The organism is Kosakonia sp. S57, from assembly GCF_016516575.1.
Taxonomy (GTDB): Bacteria; Pseudomonadota; Gammaproteobacteria; order Enterobacterales; family Enterobacteriaceae; genus Kosakonia; species Kosakonia cowanii.
In genome coordinates this window covers 76,459-96,469 of the sequence record NZ_JACVUL010000001.1, presented here as the reverse complement: position 1 = coordinate 96,469, position 20,011 = coordinate 76,459, and the positions used below count along the sequence as shown (strand labels likewise).

At 57.4% G+C, this 20,011-nt stretch carries 23 protein-coding genes; 7 read left to right on the top strand and 16 right to left on the bottom strand.

Translation table 11 applies throughout. The annotated features are described in order from the left end of the window. Positions 1-13 precede the first annotated feature (13 nt). Positions 14-535 (top strand): superoxide dismutase [Cu-Zn] SodC, encoded by a 522-nt coding sequence (gene sodC / locus IAE48_RS00505; protein ID WP_054802854.1) that lies wholly within the window; start codon positions 14-16, stop codon positions 533-535. Here sodC and IAE48_RS00500 read toward each other — a convergent pair. The 3 genes from IAE48_RS00500 to IAE48_RS00490 are packed head-to-tail and all read right to left on the bottom strand — an operon-like array spanning position 528 to position 3,651. Then, positions 528-2,540, bottom strand: coding sequence for an FUSC family protein (locus tag IAE48_RS00500; RefSeq protein WP_200133282.1), 2,013 nt, complete (start codon positions 2,538-2,540; stop codon positions 528-530). The genes sodC and IAE48_RS00500 overlap by 8 nt on opposite strands. An 8-nt stretch (positions 2,541-2,548) precedes the next feature. Further along, the gene (locus IAE48_RS00495) at positions 2,549-3,412 is read right to left on the bottom strand and encodes an HlyD family secretion protein (RefSeq protein ID WP_200133113.1); all 864 of its coding nucleotides are present in this window, start codon (positions 3,410-3,412) and stop codon (positions 2,549-2,551) included. Between the two features lie 2 nt (positions 3,413-3,414). After that, the gene (locus IAE48_RS00490; RefSeq protein ID WP_054802851.1) at positions 3,415-3,651 is read right to left on the bottom strand and encodes a DUF1656 domain-containing protein; all 237 of its coding nucleotides are present in this window, start codon (positions 3,649-3,651) and stop codon (positions 3,415-3,417) included. 154 nt (positions 3,652-3,805) lie between these two features. Here IAE48_RS00490 and slyA point away from each other — a divergent pair, with 154 nt between their 5' ends. After that, on the top strand, positions 3,806-4,246 hold the full coding sequence (slyA, locus tag IAE48_RS00485) for a transcriptional regulator SlyA (RefSeq protein ID WP_054802850.1): 441 nt from the start codon (positions 3,806-3,808) through the stop codon (positions 4,244-4,246). A gap of 90 nt (positions 4,247-4,336) precedes the next feature. On the opposite strand, the gene slyB is transcribed toward slyA, so the two are convergent. Then, a complete protein-coding gene (gene slyB / locus IAE48_RS00480; RefSeq protein WP_023481629.1) occupies positions 4,337-4,804 on the bottom strand; it encodes an outer membrane lipoprotein SlyB in 468 nt (155 codons plus the stop codon). A gap of 282 nt (positions 4,805-5,086) precedes the next feature. Here slyB and anmK point away from each other — a divergent pair, with 282 nt between their 5' ends. The 4 genes from anmK to tyrS all read left to right on the top strand — a co-directional run bounded on the left by anmK (position 5,087) and on the right by tyrS (position 8,752). Continuing rightward, positions 5,087-6,211, top strand: coding sequence for an anhydro-N-acetylmuramic acid kinase (gene anmK, locus IAE48_RS00475; protein WP_200133112.1), 1,125 nt, complete (start codon positions 5,087-5,089; stop codon positions 6,209-6,211). Between the two features lie 91 nt (positions 6,212-6,302). Next, a complete protein-coding gene (gene mliC, locus IAE48_RS00470) occupies positions 6,303-6,623 on the top strand; it encodes a C-type lysozyme inhibitor (RefSeq protein ID WP_042716941.1) in 321 nt (106 codons plus the stop codon). A 56-nt stretch (positions 6,624-6,679) separates the two neighbouring features. Further along, a complete protein-coding gene (gene pdxH / locus IAE48_RS00465) occupies positions 6,680-7,336 on the top strand; it encodes a pyridoxamine 5'-phosphate oxidase (RefSeq protein ID WP_076769772.1) in 657 nt (218 codons plus the stop codon). Positions 7,337-7,477: 141 nt separating this feature from the next. Further along, entirely contained in the window at positions 7,478-8,752 is a 1,275-nt protein-coding gene (gene tyrS / locus IAE48_RS00460) for a tyrosine--tRNA ligase (protein ID WP_054802846.1), read from the top strand. An 81-nt stretch (positions 8,753-8,833) separates the two neighbouring features. On the opposite strand, the gene gstA is transcribed toward tyrS, so the two are convergent. Next, the gene (gstA, locus tag IAE48_RS00455; protein WP_200133111.1) at positions 8,834-9,439 is read right to left on the bottom strand and encodes a glutathione transferase GstA; all 606 of its coding nucleotides are present in this window, start codon (positions 9,437-9,439) and stop codon (positions 8,834-8,836) included. A gap of 105 nt (positions 9,440-9,544) precedes the next feature. Beyond that, a complete protein-coding gene (gene dtpA / locus IAE48_RS00450) occupies positions 9,545-11,047 on the bottom strand; it encodes a dipeptide/tripeptide permease DtpA (RefSeq protein WP_023481746.1) in 1,503 nt (500 codons plus the stop codon). A 742-nt stretch (positions 11,048-11,789) separates the two neighbouring features. Here dtpA and IAE48_RS00445 point away from each other — a divergent pair. Next, positions 11,790-12,215: a CopD family protein gene (locus IAE48_RS00445; RefSeq protein WP_200133110.1), complete on the top strand. Its 426-nt coding sequence runs from the start codon at positions 11,790-11,792 to the stop codon at positions 12,213-12,215. Positions 12,216-12,219: 4 nt separating this feature from the next. Here IAE48_RS00445 and nth read toward each other — a convergent pair whose 3' ends face one another. The 10 genes from nth to blr form a co-directional block, all read right to left on the bottom strand. Then, the gene (nth, locus tag IAE48_RS00440) at positions 12,220-12,852 is read right to left on the bottom strand and encodes an endonuclease III (RefSeq protein WP_200133109.1); all 633 of its coding nucleotides are present in this window, start codon (positions 12,850-12,852) and stop codon (positions 12,220-12,222) included. Beyond that, complete coding sequence (locus tag IAE48_RS00435) at positions 12,852-13,553, bottom strand: electron transport complex subunit E (protein ID WP_042716886.1); 702 nt, start codon at positions 13,551-13,553, stop codon at positions 12,852-12,854. The genes nth and IAE48_RS00435 overlap by 1 nt, the downstream gene beginning before the upstream one ends. A gap of 3 nt (positions 13,554-13,556) precedes the next feature. Continuing rightward, complete coding sequence (gene rsxG / locus IAE48_RS00430; protein WP_200133108.1) at positions 13,557-14,177, bottom strand: electron transport complex subunit RsxG; 621 nt, start codon at positions 14,175-14,177, stop codon at positions 13,557-13,559. Positions 14,178-14,186: 9 nt separating this feature from the next. Beyond that, a complete protein-coding gene (rsxD, locus tag IAE48_RS00425) occupies positions 14,187-15,239 on the bottom strand; it encodes an electron transport complex subunit RsxD (RefSeq protein ID WP_200133107.1) in 1,053 nt (350 codons plus the stop codon). Continuing rightward, on the bottom strand, positions 15,240-17,540 hold the full coding sequence (gene rsxC, locus IAE48_RS00420) for an electron transport complex subunit RsxC (RefSeq protein WP_200133106.1): 2,301 nt from the start codon (positions 17,538-17,540) through the stop codon (positions 15,240-15,242). Next, a complete protein-coding gene (gene rsxB / locus IAE48_RS00415; protein WP_200133105.1) occupies positions 17,533-18,111 on the bottom strand; it encodes an electron transport complex subunit RsxB in 579 nt (192 codons plus the stop codon). Before rsxB ends, rsxC begins: the two co-directional genes overlap by 8 nt. Continuing rightward, the gene (gene rsxA, locus IAE48_RS00410) at positions 18,111-18,692 is read right to left on the bottom strand and encodes an electron transport complex subunit RsxA (protein WP_023481348.1); all 582 of its coding nucleotides are present in this window, start codon (positions 18,690-18,692) and stop codon (positions 18,111-18,113) included. Before rsxA ends, rsxB begins: the two co-directional genes overlap by 1 nt. Positions 18,693-18,770: 78 nt before the next feature. Further along, on the bottom strand, positions 18,771-19,211 hold the full coding sequence (locus IAE48_RS00405) for a DUF2569 domain-containing protein (RefSeq protein ID WP_200133104.1): 441 nt from the start codon (positions 19,209-19,211) through the stop codon (positions 18,771-18,773). A gap of 85 nt (positions 19,212-19,296) precedes the next feature. After that, positions 19,297-19,512, bottom strand: a complete 216-nt coding sequence (gene ydgT, locus IAE48_RS00400) for a transcription modulator YdgT (protein ID WP_023481783.1) — start codon at positions 19,510-19,512, stop codon at positions 19,297-19,299. Between the two features lie 238 nt (positions 19,513-19,750). Beyond that, complete coding sequence (blr, locus tag IAE48_RS00395) at positions 19,751-19,888, bottom strand: division septum protein Blr (protein WP_023481427.1); 138 nt, start codon at positions 19,886-19,888, stop codon at positions 19,751-19,753. Positions 19,889-20,011: the final 123 nt, after the last annotated feature.

Below are 20,011 nucleotides of genomic sequence, written 5' to 3'. Positions count from 1 at the left end.
CAACGGAGGTCACATGAAGCGTTTTAGTCTGGCAATGCTGGCTCTGCTCACCTGTGCGGGTGCGCAGGCCGCCAGTGAAGAAGTGCAGATGAACCTCGTCACCGCGCAGGGCGTCGGGCAGTCCGTCGGTAGCGTCAAGATCAGCGAAACCGATAAAGGGCTGGAGTTTGCGCCCGACCTCAACGCGCTACCGCCCGGCGAGCACGGTTTCCATGTGCATGCTAAAGGGAGCTGCGAACCAGCGATGAAAGAGGGCAAGCCCTCTGCTGCTGAAGCCGCGGGCGGCCACCTTGATCCCCATAAAACAGGCAAACATGCAGGACCGGAAGGGGAAGGTCATTTAGGCGACCTGCCGGTGCTGGTGGTCAATAATGACGGTAAAGCGACCGATGCCGTTGTCGCGCCGCGCCTGAAAAAGCTGGACGAGGTGAAAGGCAAGGCGCTGATGATCCACGTCGGTGGCGATAACATGTCCGATCAGCCAAAACCGCTCGGCGGTGGCGGGGCGCGTTATGCCTGCGGCGTAATTAAGTAACCGGCTCGCTGATGGTGCCTGGCGCGGGCGCGTTTTCCAGCTGGGCAAGCGCGCAGTAGAGACGCCAGATTAGCGAGGCGAGTTCCCGCGCGGCGGGCTGGTGATGCTGGCCCAGCGCCGCGCAAATCCGCTCTAACTCTGTGAGCGTGGCGTTGAGCGATCGTTGCTGCACGCCGCGCTCGCTCATCACATCCCGCAGCAGACCAATCGCGCGATCGCGCACCCGGCTTAACGGATCGGAACGCGTCTCCCAGCCGCGCAGTTGCCACACCACATGCGAACAGTTGAGCAGCACCACGCCCCAGCGCAATAACCAGCGCCGCGCCTGTGCATCCTGGCTGTTACTGAGCTGGCTGATGTGGTGATAAACAACCGACTCATATTGGTGTTCCTGCAACCTTGGCGTGCGGCTCAGTTGGTCAACAAAATGGCGGCGCAGGGCGCGAATATGGCGACGGCTTTTACGCGCATCCGATCCCGGTCGCAGCACCGCAAAGGCGAGCCAGGCCAGCGCCACGCCGAGGATCTTTGCCAGATCGGCATTGAGAAAATCGGCAAAATCAAACACTGGTGGGTCGCTCACCGCGATAAACGATCCCATAAAGACAATCAATTGCCCCCACAGCCCGGCACGCTTTGGCATCTGAAGCTTGAGCAATTGCAGGGTGGTAAGCAGCGGAAAGAGAAACAGCAGAAACAGCGCCAGCGCGTTGATCTGCACCATCAGGCCAAATTTCACCACAAAGCTAAACAGTGTCAGCAGGGCAAGTGTGCGCAACAGCAGGGTTAACGAGTTAAACGGCGCGGGGGAAACGGAGTAGAGCACGCAGCTGATCGCCGCCAGCGTCAGCGCGGCGGATCCATGTTCCCACTGCGCGCTGAGGCTCCACGCTCCAACCATAATCAGCGCGACAAAGGTTCGCAGCCCGCTCCACAACGCTTCGGCATTGTCGATATCGCGCATTAACGCCGGGCTGCGCGGTGGCAGCGCTTCGCTTACCGGCGAGGCATTTTCCAGATGGCGTAACCAGCGGCTGCTGGCAAGGTATAAACGGCAGAAGTAGCGCAGCCGCTGCCAGAAAGCGTGATGGCGATAGTCAGCCTGCGGCGTCGGCGCAAGCGGGGCGATGATGCGCGCGACCGTGAGCGCGTCGGCATCGTGATGCGCCAGCTCTGCCAGCAGTTGCTCAAGCAGAGGGCGCAAAGTGGCGGGCGCGTCGGGCCAGTTGAGCATCATTCGCCGCAGGCTGGAGATAACGCTGGTCATGCGCAACTGCTGATGGAGCAGCCAGGTGAGCACCCGGTTTTGACGGCGAAAGCGATAGTGGCTCCAGAAGGCCTGGATGCGCAGCAGGTTGGTGGTGAGGATCTGCCCAATCACGCTCTCATGTGCGTTGCGGATGGCGTCGTTTGTTTCCGCCTGCCAGAGCAGGCTGGCGTGCTCCAGCAGCCGGGCATGCATCCTTCTTAACGCGGCGAGCAGCGTCGGGCCATCGGCGGTGCCGGGCAAGATCATCATCATCATGCCGCCGCACAGAATGCCGAGGATCACCTCGCAGACGCGCGCCTGGGCGATATCCCACAGTTCGGTAATTTCGGTGATATTGGTCATCGCAAAGGCGATGATGGCGGCGGTATAACCCGCCAGTTGAAAGGCGTAGGCGACATTGTTCGTGAACTGGGCGCAGGCCCAGGTACAAAAGGCTATCCAGCCCGCCATGGCAAACAGAAAAAGCCACGGATCGTTAAGGGTTTGCCCGGCGATAATCAGTGCGGCGCACGCTCCAAGCAGGCTACCGGCAATGCGCCCGAGGCTTTTGCTGATCACACCCCCGACGGTGGGAAAACTGACCACCGCCGCAGAGGTCATCGCCCAGTAGGGCTCATCCAGGTTGAGCGCATAGGCCAGCGTCAGCGCAAGGCACATAGCAATGCCGTTACGCAGTGCGTAGCGCCACTGGCCGCCGGTCGCCTTGACCCACGGCAGGTTTTGCCACAGCAGCATTAGCCTGCTCACGGCTGCTCGCTGATGGTGACGGTGCAGGTGGTGCCGGCCACCAGCGTCATATCCTGCGGCAGGGCGTCAAACTGAATGCGTACCGGCACGCGTTGCGCCAGCCGCACCCATGGAACTGTCGGTTTTATATCCGCCACCAGCCCGCTGTCCGCCTCCACGCTCTGATCGTAAATGGCGCGACCAATGCTGGCTACGTGACCCTGTAACGTTTTATTGCTGCTGTAGAGTACAATCTTCGCTGCGGCACCTTCACGAATATGGCGCAGTTTGGTCTCTTCGAAATAGCCAACGACATAAAATGAGTGGCTGTCGACCAGCGCAAACACCGGCTGACCGGCAGTGGCGTAGTTGCCCGTGCGCGCAGAGAGGTTTGTCACCCAGCCATCAACCGGCGCGGTAATGCGGGTTTGCGCCAGTTGCCATTTCGCCTGGTTAAGCTGCGCCGTGGCGACGGCAACATCGGCCTGCGCCGCTTTCACGCCAATATTGGCGGTGTCGAGATCTTCAGCCGAAATGTAGTTATGGGAGAGGTGGCGGCGGCGGTTGGCTTCGTTATTGGCTTTTGCCAGCTCCGTTTGCGCCTTCGCCAGCTGCCCTTCGGCATTCACCACAGCAATGTGATAAGGGGTATCGTCAAGCAGAAACAGCACATCGCCTGCGTGAACATACTGGTTATCTTTCACCGCCAGCTGGCGAATAGTGCCGGAGACCTGCGGCGTGATGCTCACCTGCTCGGCGCGCACTTTGCCATCCCGCGTCCAGGGCGACTGCATATAGACGTTCCACATCCACCAGCCTGCGGCCAGCGCAATCGCCACGACCAATAACGTTGAGAAATACTTCAGGGAGTTAAGCCGCATCGTTACCACACCATCAACAGGCCGAGCGCGAGGCTCAGCGCAATCACAAAGAGGGAGAGATCCATCAGCATCGGATGCCAGATATCGCCCGCGTAGATCCAGTCGCGCAGCAGGCGGTGCGCCATCAGCCAGATAAGAAAGCCCAGCATCACGGCTTTGAAGAGCGGCGGAAAATAGACCGAGGCGCCAAAGATAAGATCCTGGAAGGGTAAATCGGGAGAACTTGAGGTTAACTTCACGCGTCACTGTCCTGTTTAAAATAAGTGCGCCAGCGCGCGGAAAGCGGCGCGGCACAAGCCCTGGCGAGGCGAGCAATATATTTGTTTTACAAATATAAATGCTGCAAACTATTCTAAAATGAGTAGAATAACTTAGCAAACTAATTATAAGGAGATGAAATTGGAATCGCCATTAGGTTCTGATCTGGCACGCTTAGTGCGCATTTGGCGTGCTTTGATTGACCATCGCCTAAAACCTCTGGAATTAACGCAGACACACTGGGTGACGCTGCACAATATTCATCAGTTACCGCCCGATCAGTCGCAAATTCAACTGGCAAAAGCGATCGGCATTGAGCAGCCTTCACTGGTGCGCACGCTCGATCAACTGGAAGAGAAGGGCCTGATTTCTCGCCAGACTTGCGCCAGCGATCGGCGGGCAAAACGCATTAAATTGACTGACAAAGCGTCGCCTATCATCGATCAGATGGAGACGGTAATTCGTAAGACCCGGGGTGAGATTCTATCCGGGTTCTCTGCGGAGGAGCTTGAGATGTTGATTAAGATGATCGCCCGGCTGGAGCACAATATTACCGAGCTCCAGTCGCGAGACTAAAAGCAAAAAGCCTTGCAATCGCAAGGCTTTTTTTATGCCCATTGGCGGGCAAGCTTATGCGGTCATCAGCATGACCGCACAGACTCGTGATTAACGCGGGGAAACGGTAATTTCGCGGCCGTTGCTCGCCATGACGACGCGCTGACCTGCAACATACTGGGTTTTACCCTGTTTCTGCACCACCATAATGGTGTTGCCGTCATCTTTACGAATTTCCAGCTCCACGCCCTGGGTTTTGTTCATCGCACCCTGCGCGGATTGACCCGCAACGCCACCGGCTACTGCACCTGCGGCGGTTGCCAGCGAACGACCTGCGCCGCCGCCAATGGTGTTGCCCAGGAAACCACCCAGTACGGCACCACCCAGCGCGCCGATAACATTGCTGTCATCACCGCCCTGAATCTGCACCGGACGAACGTTAACCACGGTGCCGTAAGTGACATTTTGCACCTGTTTGGCTTCGGATGCAGAGTAGACGTCGCCGGAGAGCGAGTCGTTATTCACACACCCAGCCAATGTAAAACCAACCAGCGAAACTGCCAGTGCACGTAACATCATTTATGAATCTCCTGTTCACCATGAAACGCCCTTGCGAGCATCCGTCATGGCTAAATTATATGGCATATTCGCAATGCCACTCGAATCTTCAGCCAATTCCCGAAAAAAATGATACACAAAGCGCGATCAACCCGATCTAAACGAAGCGATTATAAGCGTACTTTGCGCCATTTACACTTAAGCAAAATGGTGAGGATTGTTAAAAAGTGTTTGCAGTCGATGGCGTAAACGGACGCTTTATGGTGGAGTGGAGCCTCTTTGCCATGCATGAAAGGAAGGGATATGAAATCAGGTCGCTATATTGGGGTGATGTCGGGCACCAGTCTGGACGGGGTAGATGTGGTGCTGGCCGCCATCGACGACACCATGGTCGCGCAGCAGGCAAGCCTGACCTTTCCCATTCCGCTGCCGCTTAAAGAGGGGATCCTCAATATCTGTCAGGGGCAGAAGCTGACCCTCTCTCAGCTTGGCCGCCTCGACACGCAGCTCGGCAAACTCTTTGCCGATGCCGTATTAGCCCTGATGGACAGAGAGCAGCTCGTTGCCCAGGATATTGTGGCGATTGGATGTCACGGCCAGACCGTCTGGCACGAACCGACGGGCGTGGCACCGCACACGCTGCAAATCGGTGATAACAACCAGATTGCCGCGCGTACCGGTGTTACCGTAGTCGGTGATTTTCGCCGCCGCGATATGGCGCTCGGCGGGCAGGGCGCGCCGCTGGTGCCCGCTTTTCATCACGCGCTGCTCGCGCACCCGGTTGAGCGGCGTATGGTGCTCAATATCGGCGGTATCGCCAATCTCTCGCTCTTAATCCCTGGCCAGCCGGTCAGAGGTTTCGACACCGGGCCCGGCAATATGCTGCTTGATGCGTGGATCTGGCGTCATCTGGGCAAACCCTACGATGAGAACGCGCAGTGGGCGAGCGAAGGCAAAGTGATCCTGCCGCTGCTGCAAAGAATGCTGAGCGATCCCTATTTTGCCGAGCCGGCACCGAAGAGCACCGGGCGGGAGTATTTCAACGCCGCCTGGCTGGAGCGTCATCTTGTTCACTATCCGGGGCTTGCCGCCTGCGATGTACAGGCGACGCTGGTGGAGCTGACGGCGGTCACCATCTCCGAACAGGTGCTACTCAGCGGTGGCTGCGAGCGGCTGCTGGTGTGCGGTGGCGGTAGCCGTAACCCGCTTTTAATGGCGCGTCTGGCAAGCCAGCTTCCGGGTATTGAAGTGGCACCGACCGATGATGCCGGGATCAGCGGCGACGATATGGAGGCGCTCGCCTTTGCGTGGCTGGCCTGGCGCACGCTGGCTGGCTTGCCGGGCAATCTCCCCTCGGTGACCGGTGCTGCCGCGCCAACGGTGCTGGGGGCTATCTTCCCGGCTAACCCACGGCAGAATCAGAGTTAACCGCATTCCACTTCAGGGGTACGCCGCTAGACTGACCGGGTTTAAGGAGGGCGCTTCGCTCTCCGTGACCAGGAGCGTCCCGGAGTATCCTATGAAAAAAATCCTTATCATCTGCCTGCCCGCACTGCTCGCCGGATGCAGCTATTACAACCAGTTCGTCGAGCGCATGCACACCGACACTCTCGCCTATCAGTGCGATGAAAAGCCGCTGACCGTGAAGATTAACCAGACCCGCCAGCAGGCGAGTTTCGTGCTTGATAACCAGCAGCTGACCCTGCAACAGGGGCTCTCCGCCTCGGGCGCGCGTTACACCGACGGTGTATACGTATTCTGGTCAAAAGGTGACGGTGCTACCGTCTATAAACACGACCGCATTGTGTTAAACAACTGTCAGTTAATTCCGCAGCGTTGAGATTTTCACCGGGGGGCGCATAATAGCTCTCCCTGAGGACAACTTTCGCTAACGCCATGACTGATAACGATCAATTGCAGCACATCGCGCACCTGCGCCGTGAGTACACCAAAGGCGGTCTGCGCCGCGCCGACCTTCCCGCTGAACCCTTAACGCTCTTTGAGCGCTGGCTTGGCCAGGCGTGTGAAGCGCAGCTCGCTGACCCGACGGCCATGGTGGTCGCCACCGTTGATGAGCAGGGGCAACCCTATCAGCGCATTGTGCTGCTCAAGCACTACGACGAAAAAGGGCTGGTGTTCTACACCAACCTCGGCAGCCGTAAAGCACAGCATCTGGAACATAATCCGGCTATCAGCCTGCTTTTTCCGTGGCATATGCTGGAGCGCCAGGTGATGGTGACCGGCAAAGCGGAGCGTCTCTCCACCCTTGAAGTGGTGAAGTATTTCCACAGCCGCCCGCGCGACAGCCAAATCGGCGCATGGGTCTCGAAGCAATCAAGCCGCATCTCGGCGCGCGGTATCCTCGAAAGCAAATTCCTCGAACTGAAACAGAAATTCCAGCAAGGCGAGGTGCCACTGCCCAGTTTCTGGGGCGGCTATCGCATCCCAATTGAGCAGATGGAGTTCTGGCAGGGCGGTGCAAATCGTCTGCACGATCGTTTTTTGTACCAGCGTGAAAATGGCGCGTGGAAAATCGACCGTCTGGCACCGTAAAACGCCGAAAATGTTGTGATAAGCGCTGGTGCAACGTAGCCCGGCGCTTTATGCTATCTGCCCCCCTGAAGTATCCTTTCGCATCTGGCGAAAAGTCGTGTACCGGCATAGGTGCAGTCCGTTTTATACATGGAGAATTTGATGGCTAGCAGTAACTTGATTAAACAATTGCAAGAGCGGGGCCTGGTGGCCCAGGTGACGGATGAGGAAGCGTTAGCAGAGCGACTGGCGCAGGGGCCAATCGCGCTCTATTGCGGCTTCGATCCCACCGCTGACAGCTTGCATTTGGGGCATCTGGTTCCTTTGTTATGCCTGAAACGCTTCCAGCAGGCGGGTCACAAACCGGTCGCGCTGGTGGGCGGCGCCACGGGGCTTATCGGCGATCCGAGCTTTAAAGCCTCCGAGCGTAAACTCAACACCGAAGATACCGTGCAGGAGTGGGTCGACAAGATCCGCAACCAGGTGGCACCGTTCCTCGATTTTGACTGCGGCGAGAACGCAGCTATCGCGGCGAACAACTACGACTGGTTCGGCAGCATGAACGTGCTGACCTTCCTGCGCGACATCGGTAAGCATTTCTCTGTTAACCAGATGATTAACAAAGAAGCGGTCAAACAGCGTCTGAACCGCGATGATGTCGGCATCTCCTTCACTGAATTCTCCTACAACCTGCTGCAGGGCTATGACTTTGCCTGCCTGAACGAGCGCTACGGCGTGGCGTTGCAGATTGGCGGCTCCGATCAGTGGGGCAACATCACCTCCGGTATCGACCTGACCCGTCGTCTGCATCAGAACCAGGTCTTCGGCCTGACCGTACCGCTGATCACCAAAGCCGACGGCACCAAGTTTGGTAAAACCGAAGGCGGCGCGGTGTGGCTCGATCCGAAGAAAACCAGCCCGTACAAGTTCTACCAGTTCTGGATCAACACCGCTGATGCCGATGTCTATCGCTTCCTGAAATTCTTCACCTTTATGGACATCGCTGAGATCAACGCGCTGGAAGAAGAAGATAAGAACAGCGGGAAAGCGCCGCGCGCGCAGTATGTGCTGGCCGAGCAGGTAACACGTCTGGTTCACGGTGACGAGGGTCTGACCGCCGCGAAACGCATCACCGCAAGCCTGTTCAACGGCACGCTGAGCGATCTCAGCGAAGCCGACTTTGAACAGCTGGCGCAGGATGGCGTACCGATGGTTGAGATGGAGAAGGGCGCGGATCTGATGCAGGCGCTGGTGGATTCCGAGCTACAGCCGTCCCGCGGCCAGGCGCGCAAAACCATCGCCTCTAACGCGGTCACCATTAACGGTGAAAAGCAGGCCGATCCGGAGTACTTCTTTACCGATGCCGACCGACTGTTTGGTCGCTACACGCTGCTGCGTCGCGGTAAGAAGAACTACTGCCTGGTGTGCTGGAAGTAATTTTCACTGGCTTCAGACGATAAAAAAGGCGGGAATATCCCGCCTTTTTCTTTGCCTTGCATTTAGGCAGGCCGCTGTAAATCAGGCAATGCCTTCCGCGGAGAGCGCCGCAGCCACCGCCGGGCGTGCCGCCACGCGTGACATGTAGGCTTCGATATTGCCAAGACCGCTCATATCGAGTTTTACCGCATGCGCCCAGCGCAGCACGGTGAAGAGATAGCCATCGGCAATGGTGAAGTGCTCGCCACTGATCCAGCCGTTACCGCTCAGGGCGTCGTTAACGTAGTGCAGCTTCTTCTCCAGCTGTGCGCGCACGGTCGGTTTGTACTCTTCCGGCGTATCCGGGCGGAACAGCGGGGTAAAGCCCTTGTGCAGCTCGGTGGCGATATAGTTCAGCCACTCCAGCGCCTTGTAGCGCGGCAGCGTACCGACAGCCGGCAGCAGCTGGCTTTGCGGCGCGTTATCCGCAACGTACTGCATAATGGCAACGCCTTCGGTGATCAGCGTGCTGTCATCCAGCAGCAGCGCCGGAACCTGGCCTTTCGGGTTAATCGCGAAAAAGTCTTCGCCATCTTCCAGACGTTTTTTCATCAGATCGACACTGATAAGGGAGATCTCTTTCCCGGCTTCGCGCAGCGCAATATGGGAGGCGAGTGAGCAGGCACCTGGCTTGTAGAACAGTTTCATCGACGTTTCCTTTTATCTGAATTCCGGCATAGAGTAGTACGCCGTTGCATAAAAAAAAAGCCGCTAACTGACGTTAACGGCTTCTTCATTTCTACCCGCTTGCGATTACGCAGTGGCGGTTTTGGACGCTTCATCCGCGTCGTCACGGCTCTGGGTCATGCGGTTCAGCTTCGGCGCGGTCAGCACCATCAGCACGGCAATCACCGCCGTCGCAATACCAATCTGCAGGAAGACGCTACCGTAGATGTTCAGGGACATCAGCGGGTCGGTGACGTTCTCCGGGATCGCCATCTGGTTGGCCACGTAGCCGGCGATGATATTCGCGCCCGCGGTGGTCAGGAACCAGCTGCCCATAATAAAGCCCATCAGACGCTGCGGCACCAGCTGTGCGACCATCGCCAGGCCAAGGCCGGAGATCATCAGCTCACCAATACTCTGCAGGCCGTAGCTCGCAATCAGCCAGCTTACGGAAACAATACCGGCATCAGAGGCGAACTTGGTGCCCAGCGGCAGCACGAGGAACGCGCCGGAGCAGAGCACCATCCCGATAGCAAACTTGTGCGGCATCGGCAGGGTGTCGCCCATTTTGTTATAGATAGCGGCAAGAATCGGGCTACCGATAATGATCCAGAACGGGTTCAGCGCCTGATACTGCTCCGGCTCAAACGCGATGCCGAACAGGGTATGTTCAACGTTACGGATAGCGAAGAAGTTCAGGGAGGTCGGCATCTGGCTGTAGAGCACGAAGAAGACGATAGCCTGCACCATCAGGATAAAGGCAACGATCATCTTACGACGCGCCGCGCCCTGCAGGGTAAAGGTCTCTTTCGCGAAGATGGCGATAATGCCCAGCGCGATCACGCCCAGTACCATACGCGCGATACCCTGGTTATGCAGCAGCCAGGTGGCAATCGCGATCAGCACCGCAATACCGACGATAGTCGCCAGCAGGTAGCCGATGCGCAGCGGTTCGAAGTCCGGTTTGGAGCCGTAGTTTTTCACCCAGCGTTTGCAGAACGCAAAGTTAACGATGGTGATCAGCAGGCCAACGACGCTCAGACCAAACGCGGTGCTCCAGCCAAAGCGGGCAGCAAGCCAAGGCGTTGCCAGCATTGAGAAGAAGGAGCCAACGTTCACCGCCATGTAATACATGGTGAACGCACCGTCGAGACGCGGGTCATCCTTGTCATAGCACGTTGAGAGCAGCGAAGAGGGGTTGGCTTTAAACAGACCGTTACCGACGGCAATCGCTGCCATGCCCATATAGACGATGCTGGCATCGTGACCGGACCAGGCCACCAGCGCATAACCCAGCGCCAGCACAATCGCGCCCAGCAGGATCACACGTTTAGTACCGAGCACTTTATCGCCCAGCCAGCCGCCGATAGCCACCAGGCCATAGACCAGTGCGCTGAAGGAGGAGAAGAGCGTAATGGAGTCTGATTCCGACATTCCCAGTTGCTTAACCAGGTAAACGGCCATGATCCCTTGCAGGCCGTAGTAACCAAAACGTTCCCACAATTCGATCGAGAAGATGAGATAGAACGCTTTCGGTTGTTTGAAAGCGTTCATGCTGACGCTTTCTGTTGGTTTGTTTGCAGTTGACACGTAGACCTCTTTTTTTACATCCCATATTAACGGGGGGTGTTCAGCGCGCGATAACCAGTTTGCATCACGCTTTTAGTTATATTGGGAGGAGAAACGGCGGGTAATGTTCACTATCCTGGCCCATGAGGCAAGTCTTTTGACATATTCTGTTACATAGATCCAGCGCATAACTTTGCTCGGCAAACTGAATTGTTATTCAGAGTTTAATTTTATCATTTTGGTAAAAGTGGATTTTTCTACTGGTTCTTAACATCTCAACGCGGGGGTAAGGGATATGTTCGGCTATTTTCGCGCACAGGCAGTGCATTGGGCTGGTTTCTGAGACATATCTGGTTGGATGTCCCGCCAGAGTAGGGACGGGATGGATATCAGGGATGCGTAGATTTTAACATTTAGCCCTTTATTAACATTGCCTTAGCAAATAAGCCTCAAAGCGCCTGGCGTTGGATTTTTTTCTTCTAAAAAAAGGTTTCAACTGCCTGAAAGTGTATAAGCGGATGATTATTTGCTCAAGGTGCCATTCGACTGCCCGATCGTGTCACCGGGTGACTCTTTTGCAGAGTTGTGAGTCATATCACAATGAGTTATCTCCTAAAATCAGCCACTTTGTGGCGGCTTTTTTTACAAGCGATACGCTTACCGGAGAAATAATTAACAATTGTTGCCCGGATAAGCCGGTTGTTCATGACAGCAGGGCGCCGCAGTGGCAGACTTCGGACTTTATTTTTATGGGAGCAAAGCGATGAATTTACATCCGTGGATCAACGCAGTACATCTTGTCAGCGCAATCGTCTGGATTGGCGGCATGCTGATGACCGCCATGGTGGCGCAGTGGAGCCTGCGACAGAACGATAAAAGCACCACTCTGATTCTGCTTAACGATGTACGCAGCTGGAACCGCAGAATGACCAGCCCGGCGATGATCGTGCTGTGGATTGCCGGTATCACCATGCTGGTGGCCCACGGGCAGATGCCGCACCTGTGGTTAATCATCAAGATCGTGTTTGTGGTGCTGCTATCGGGCCTGCACGGCTTTCTCTCCGCCACGCTGCGTCGGCTGGCGAACGGTGAAACCCTGAAGCGTACAGGCGCGCTGAACAACGCTACGCTGCTGCTGGTGCTGTTTACCGCGGTGATTACGGTACTGGCGGTGGTACGCCCCTTCTGAGGCGTTAATCGGTCTTACTGTCGTATTCGCACAAATCTTCAATAATGCAGGAGCCGCAGCGGGGTTTACGGGCGATGCAGGTGTATCGCCCGTGCAGAATAAGCCAGTGATGGCAGTCGACTTTAAACTCCGCCGGCACCACTTTCAGCAGCTTTTCCTCCACCTCTTCGACATTTTTCCCCGGCGCAAAGCGCGTGCGGTTAGAGACGCGGAAAATATGGGTATCCACGGCGATAGTCGGCCAGCCAAAAGCGGTATTCAGCACCACATTGGCGGTTTTACGCCCGACGCCCGGCAGGGCTTCCAGCGCGGCGCGATCTTCCGGCACTTCGCCACCATGTTTTTCCAGCAAAATGCGGCAGGTCTTAATGACGTTCTCCGCTTTGCTGTTGTAAAGGCCGATGGTTTTGATGTACTGCTTCACGCCATCGACGCCCAGCTCCAGCATCGCCTGCGGCGTATTGGCAACCGGGTAGAGCAGCGCCGTCGCTTTATTGACACTGACATCCGTCGCCTGGGCTGAGAGCAGCACGGCGATCAGCAGTTCAAACGGCGAGGCGAAGTTCAGTTCGGTGGTCGGATGCGGGTTGTTCTCCCGCAGCCGGGTGAGGATTTCGAGGCGTTTCGCTTTGTTCATTATGCCTTCCCGGGCGAGGTCTCTGGCGCGTCGTTGGCCTTCGCGGCGGCAGCGGCTTCACGACGTTTTTTCATTTTCTGATCGATTAAGTACTTCACCGCCAGCATCATACCGAGGCCGATAAATGCGCCCGGCGGCAGCATTGCCAGCAGGAACGGCGAGTCCGTATGGAACACTTCGATGCGCAGCCCTTTCGCCCAGCTTCCCAGCAGGCCATCCGCGCCGTCAAACAGCGTGCCGTTGCCGAGCATTTCACGCATCGAGCCAAGGACAAACATCGCACAGGTCGCCCCCATGCCGATGGCAAAACCGTCCAGCGCCGATAGCGCCGGCCCTTTTTTCGCCGCGAAAGCTTCTGCGCGACCCACCACGATACAGTTAGTGACGATCAGCGGAATAAAGATCCCCAGCGACTGATAGAGGCCGAAAGCATAGGCGTTGATCAGCATCTGCACGGCGCTCACCACCGAGGCGATGATCATCACGTAGATGGGAATACGGATCTCCGACGGCGTCCAGCGCCGCAGCAGGGAGATAAACAGGTTAGTCAGGGTCAGCACCAGCGTGGTCGCCAGCCCCAGTCCGAGGGCGTTGGTAGCGGTCGACGTTACCGCCAGCAGCGGACACATGCCGAGTAACTGCACCAGCGCGGAGTTGTTTTTCCACAGCCCCTGGACAATGACCTCTTTTACTTCGCTCATCGTTTACTCTCCACACTCTGGCAAACGGGACAGCTGCTCAGGCAGCGTCATGGCGTAAATCCCGGTGCGCTTCACCGCATTCACCACCGCGCGCGGGGTGATGGTCGCACCGGTAAATTGATCGAAATTGCCGCCATCTTTTTTCACGGCAAAGTGGCTATCGGCCGGGCCGTCGATTTTCTTGCCGGCAAAGTAGGTGATCCAGTTACTGATGCGCAGCTCGATTTTATCGCCCAGACCCGGCGTTTCATGGTGTTCGGTAACACGCACGCCCAGCACCGTACCGCTAAAATCCGCGCCGACCAGCAGCTGGATAGCACCGGAGTAGCCATCCGGCGCGGTCGATTCAATCACCGCCGCCACCGGTTTATCCTCTTTCTGCGCAATCCATACGCGATGCGAACCTTTACCGAGCGCCGGGTCGCTCACCACATAACAGCTCTGCGCCAGCGCGTTAGTATAGCTCCCGGGCGGCAGCACCTGATCGAAGAGCGCTTTTTGCTGCAATACCGCCTGGTCGGCGATGGTGCTTTTGGTCATCTGGTTAATGGCGGCGGTCAGGCCGGTGGAGCCAGCGGCAAAGAGGGCCAGCGTGACGCCATGTTTACGCATTGTCTCTAGCATGACGGCTCCTTAACGATGTCCATACACACGCGGGCGCGTGTAGTAATCAATCAGCGGCACGGTGATATTCGCCAGCAGCACCGCAAAGGCGACGCCATCCGGGTAGCCGCCGAAGCTGCGAATCAGCCACACCAGCAAACCAGCCAGCGCGCCGAAAATCAGACGGCCTTTATTGGTGGTCGAGGCGGTGACCGGATCCGTAAGAATAAAGAATGCGCCGAGCATCGTCGCACCCGAAAGCAGATGCAGCTGCGGGGCTAAGAAGCTCTGCGGGGCAAAGAACCAGCCAAGGGTGGCGCAGAGGGTCAGCGAGAGCAGGAAGCTGACCGGGATATGCCAGCGAATGGTGTTTTGCGACAGCAAAAAGATCCCGCCCGCCAGATAGCCAAGGTTAACCCACTGCCAGCCTGCACCCGCCAGCACGCCGCTGTAGATCGGGTACTGCATAATCTGCTCAACGCTGTGTCCGGCATGCAGCGAGGTTTTAAAGGTGTCGAGCGGCGTCGCCTGGCTGATGCCATCCACGCCCATGCGCAGGGCATCCATCGTCGCACCCGTGGTGCTGTGACCGGTAAAGATCACCTGAAGGGCATCCAGCAAACCGGGCACCGTGCGCGCAATATCATGGGGCGGCAACCAGCTGGTCATCTGCACCGGGAAGGAGATAAGCAGCACCACATAGCCGATCATCGCCGGGTTAAAGGGGTTATGACCAAGACCACCATACAGCTGCTTGGCGATAATCACCGCAAACACGGTGCCCAGCACTACCATCCACCACGGTGCAAAAGAGGGGATACTGATGGCGAGCAGCAGGCCGGTTAACAGGGCCGAGTTATCCGCCAGAATGGTGCTGACGGACTGTTTGCGTAGTTTCAGCACCAGCCCTTCGGCCAACAGGGCACTGACGATAGCGAGAATAAGCTGGATCAACGTTCCCCAGCCAAAAAACCAGAGCTGCGCGGTGATGCCCGGTATCGTCGCCAGCGTGACCAGCAGCATAATGCGCGAGGTCTGGCGCTGGTTATGGGTGTAAGGGGAACTTGCGATTCTGAAAACCATTTAATCCTCGTTAACAGCTTGCTGCGCGGCTTTTTTAGCCTGAACTCTGGCAATGGCCGCCGCGACCGCCGCTTTACGCGGATCGTCATTGGCAGCCTGGGTGTGCGTGGAGGCCTCTTCTGCGCTGGATTGCGCGCGGGCCTGCTCTGCTTTACGGGCTTTGGCACGGGCAATCGCCGCTTCGACGGCGGCTTTGCGCGGGTCGACCGGCTCACTGCTTTCCGGCTCGGCAGCAGGCGTCTCTTTCTGCGCCTGCTCCGCTTTACGCGCTTTCGCGCGGGCAATCGCCGCTTCGACGGCGGCTTTGCGCGGGTCGACCGGTTCGCTGGCTTCCGGTTCGGCAACTGGCGTCTCTTTCTGTGCCTGCTCCGCTTTACGCGCTTTGGCGCGGGCAATCGCCGCTTCAACGGCGGCTTTGCGCGGGTCAACCGGCTCGCTGGCTTCCGGTTCGGCAGCTGGAGCCTCTTTCTGTGCCTGCTCCGCTTTACGCGCTTTCGCGCGGGCAATCGCCGCTTCAACGGCGGCTTTACGCGGATCAACCAGTTCGGTGGTTTCCGGCTCGGTAGCGGCAGCGACTTTCTGCGCATGCTCCGCTTTACGCGCTTTCGCACGGGCAATCGCTGCTTCGACCGCGGATTTGCGCGGGTCGTCGCCTTCAGCCTCTGCCTGCTGTGCTTTTTCCGCCTGACGCGCCCGCGCCTCAGCTTTGCGCGCTTCGCGGGCGGCAATTACTTCGCGGTTATCAGGCTCGGCACCAGCCTGCACCACCACCGGCTCTGCGGCAGTGGCCTGTTTCTCTTTCACGCGCGAGAGGGCGGCTTCAATTGCCTGCTTATCCTCTTCGCCAGGCTTCGCGGCGGCCTGCTTGTGACGCGCCTGGCGCGCCAGTTTCTCGCGCTCAAGACGCGCCTGACGGGCTTCAAAACGCGCCTTCGCTTCGGCGGTGCGTCGCTCTTCCTCGGCGATGGCGGAGATCTCCGCTTTCTCCTGGCGGAAATATTGCACCAGCGGAATATTGCTCGGGCAGACCCATGCGCAGGCACCGCACTCGATACAGTCAGAGAGATTGTGTGCGATGGCTTTGTCGTGCTGCTGGCCTTTGCTGAACCAGTAGAGCTGCTGCGGCAGCAAGTCCGCCGGGCAGGCATCGGCGCAGGCGCTACAACGGATGCAGCCTTTCTCTTCCTGCGTTTCGCCCATTTCGCTAGCCGAAGGGGCGAGCAGGCAGTTAGTAATTTTGACCACCGGCACATCCAGCCACGGCAGGGTAAAGCCCATCAGCGGGCCGCCCATAATCACCAGCTGTTCTGCCGAAGGCTGGAAGCCAGCGAAATCGAGCAGGTGGCGAACCGGCGTGCCGAGCCGCGCCCAGACGTTGCCCGGTCGGCTAACCGCTTCACCGGTCAGGGTCACTACGCGCTCCGTTAACGGTTCACCGTCGATCACCGCGCGCTTCACCGCGTAAGCGGTGCCGACGTTCTGCATCAGCACGCCGATATCGGACGAGCGTCCGCCGTGCGGCACCTGCTTGCCGGTGAGGATCTGCGTCAGCTGCTTTGCCCCGCCGGAGGGGTATTTGGTCGGGATCACTTTCAGCTGAATATCGTGGCTGCCCGCCAGCACCGCACGCATCATCGAGATCGCCTGCGGTTTATTATCTTCGATACCGATCAGCACCTGGCGCGGCTGAAGGATATGCGCGAGGATGCGCACCCCTTCCATAATCTGCGCGGCGCAATCCTGCATCAGGCGATCGTCGGCGGTGATATAGGGTTCGCACTCGGCGGCATTGATAATCAGCGTATCGACTTTATCGCCGGCGCCTTGCAGCTTGGCACCGGTCGGGAAGCCAGCGCCGCCCAGCCCGGCAACGCCGAACTGATGGATACGCTCAATCAGCGCCTCAACGCTCTGGGTGCGATAATCCTGCCAGCCTTCACGCGCAATCCAGCGATCTTCGCCGTCCGCTTCGATAATGACGCTCAGCTCCGGCAGGGCGGAAGGGTGCGCGGTGGCGTGAGGTGCAATCGCCACAACGGTGCCGGAGGTCGGCGCGTGCACCGGCAGCATACGACCGCGGCCGCGGGTCAGCGGCTGTCCGCGCAAAACGCTATCGCCCACGCTGACGCACAGTTCGCCTTCAGCGCCGATATGCTGCTTTAAGGGAATGACAAAACGGTTCGCCAGCGGCAGTTGACGCAGCGGCGTACCGTTAGACTGGGTTTTCATCTCCGGCGGATGAATGCCGCCGTGGAAATCCCACAGTTTCTCTTTTCGGAATGCGGAAAATAACTTAAGCATGGTGCTCCACGGGAATAGTGCGCACCGGAATGGTGTGCAGATCCCATTTCCAGTTCTGCGTGGTTGGCGCAACCGGGCGCAGGTCGATACACTGCGTCGGGCACGGATCCACACAAAGATTACAGCCTGTGCAGAGATCGCTTATCACCGTATGCATAGCGCGGGTTGCGCCGACGATGGCGTCGACCGGGCAGGCCTGAATGCATTTTGTACAGCCGATGCAGTTGCTCTCATCGATGATGGCAAGCATACGCACCGGCTCCAGCGCGTCGGCATCGCCGTCAATCGGTTGCGGGTCGACGTTTAACAGCGTGGCGATTTTCTGCATCACCGCTTCGCCGCCGGGAGCGCAGCGGTTGATCTTTTCACCCTGAGTGCCCACCGCTTCAGCGTAGGGGCGACAGCCGGGGTAGCCGCACTGCCCACACTGGCTCTGCGGCAGCAGTTCATCGATACGTTCAACAACCGGATCGTCCTCGACCGCAAAACGGCGCGAGGCGTAACCGAGGATCAGGCCGAACAGCAGCCCAAGTACGCTCAGGACTGCAACGGCGATGGTTATCGCATTCATTACAGTTTTACCAGACCACTAAAGCCCATAAAGGCCAGAGACATTAAGCCGGCGGTAACTAACGCAATCGCGTTACCGCGAAACGGCGCGGGAACATCGGCGACGGCAAGGCGTTCGCGGATTGCGGCAAACAGCACCATCACCAGTGAGAAGCCGACGGCGGCGGCGAAGCCATACAGCGCCGACTGCATAAAGTTGTGCCCAAGATTGATGTTGAGCAGGGCGACGCCAAGCACCGCGCAGTTGGTGGTGATAAGCGGCAGAAAGATACCGAGCAGGCGATAGAGCGCCGGGCTGGTTTTACGCACCACCATCTCGGTGAACTGCACCACCACGGCAATAATCAGGATAAAGGAGAGGGTGCGCAGATAGACCAGGTTCAACGGGATCAGCACCCAGTTATCGATAAGCCATGAGCAGATCGAAGCCATGGTCATCACGAAGGTGGTCGCCAGCCCCATACCCATTGCGCTTTCCAGCTTTTTGGAAACGCCCATAAACGGACACAGGCCAAGAAACTTCACCAGTACGAAGTTGTTGACCAGTACCGTTCCGATAAATAGCAGAAGATAGTCTGTCATTATGTGGCCTGAAATGAAAAAAGCCGCCTATTATCGGGCAAACTGCCCCGGGCGACAACAGGTTAACTGTAAGGTTATTTACGGGTTAATAAAGGTCTTCTTCACACGCACCGCGCGCTTGAAGTAGGGCACAAACAGCGCCGCCGCCAGCAGCGGAAAGATCAGCTGGCGAACCGCCATCGCATCGGAAACGGGTGAAAAAGCAAATGCTTTTATCGCCAGCAGCACGCAGACCAGCAGCCAGATAATGTAGTGTTTCGGCACCAGGCTGCGGCGTTTGAAAAAGGCGATAGTCAGCCAGAGCGTATAGCACCAGAGGGCGGCGGCAAAGACAAAGGATAAGATCAACAGCAGCATCGCTTTCGACGGCTGCGCCAGCAGGGCCGAGAGCGCATGCGGCGTTAACAGGGCGGTGACGTAGAGCATTAACGCCAGCGAGGTGCTTAATAACGCGACCAGCAACCAGGCCAGAGGGGCGAGTAACCAGCCTCCGATACGTTCTGCGGATGTTGTTGTCATGCCATTTCCTCTGTTAACACATTCAGTTGCGGCAAACATTGCCGGGCGACGAGTATAAAGCATCGCACGGCGATTGCCAGCGGACTCAGACCACGTAGCGCCATACCGAGCGCGGAACGCACCCAATGTCAAATAGCCGCCCGCCGGAGACCAGCTCAGCGCGGCGGTGATCGGCAGCGCGATACATATTAATGATCTCACTGCTCTCGGTCAGGGTGTAGTTAAGGTGATCAAAGAGCTTTTCCAGGCTTTCAAGCGAACTGATTTTGCGAAATTTTAATAAATAGTCCTGCACGGTCATGTCGGAGGGTGTCCATATAATGAAGAGGCAAAAAAAGAACGACTATGCGCGCAAATAATAGACGTTATTATCCGGGCGTAAATAGCTTGAGAATAATCTGCCATTAAATTAAGCATATTCTTTTCAGATAAAAACCAGGCGCCACTAAGGCGCCGGGCGAAGAAGGTTAACGTCCTTCCTCATGACGGGCAACCCGCTTCTGGCGCGATATGGGCTATCGCAGCAATAGGGAATACCTTTATTTCTTTTGCACTACCACGCTTTGCTCAGGCGGCTGGTAATTATCAATATGGCTGGCAAACACCAACAGAATGGTTGATACGCCGAGCACAATCCAGCCCATTAATTCAACAATCCGATTGAATATTGCGGTCATATTTATACTGCTCCCTGGGATTAACATCACACGCCGGTAGTCATTAACGGGTGGTGGGCGCAGATTTAAGCAGATTTTGTGACCGGAAACCAGACCAGAATAGGCTGAATTATTCATCGTAAA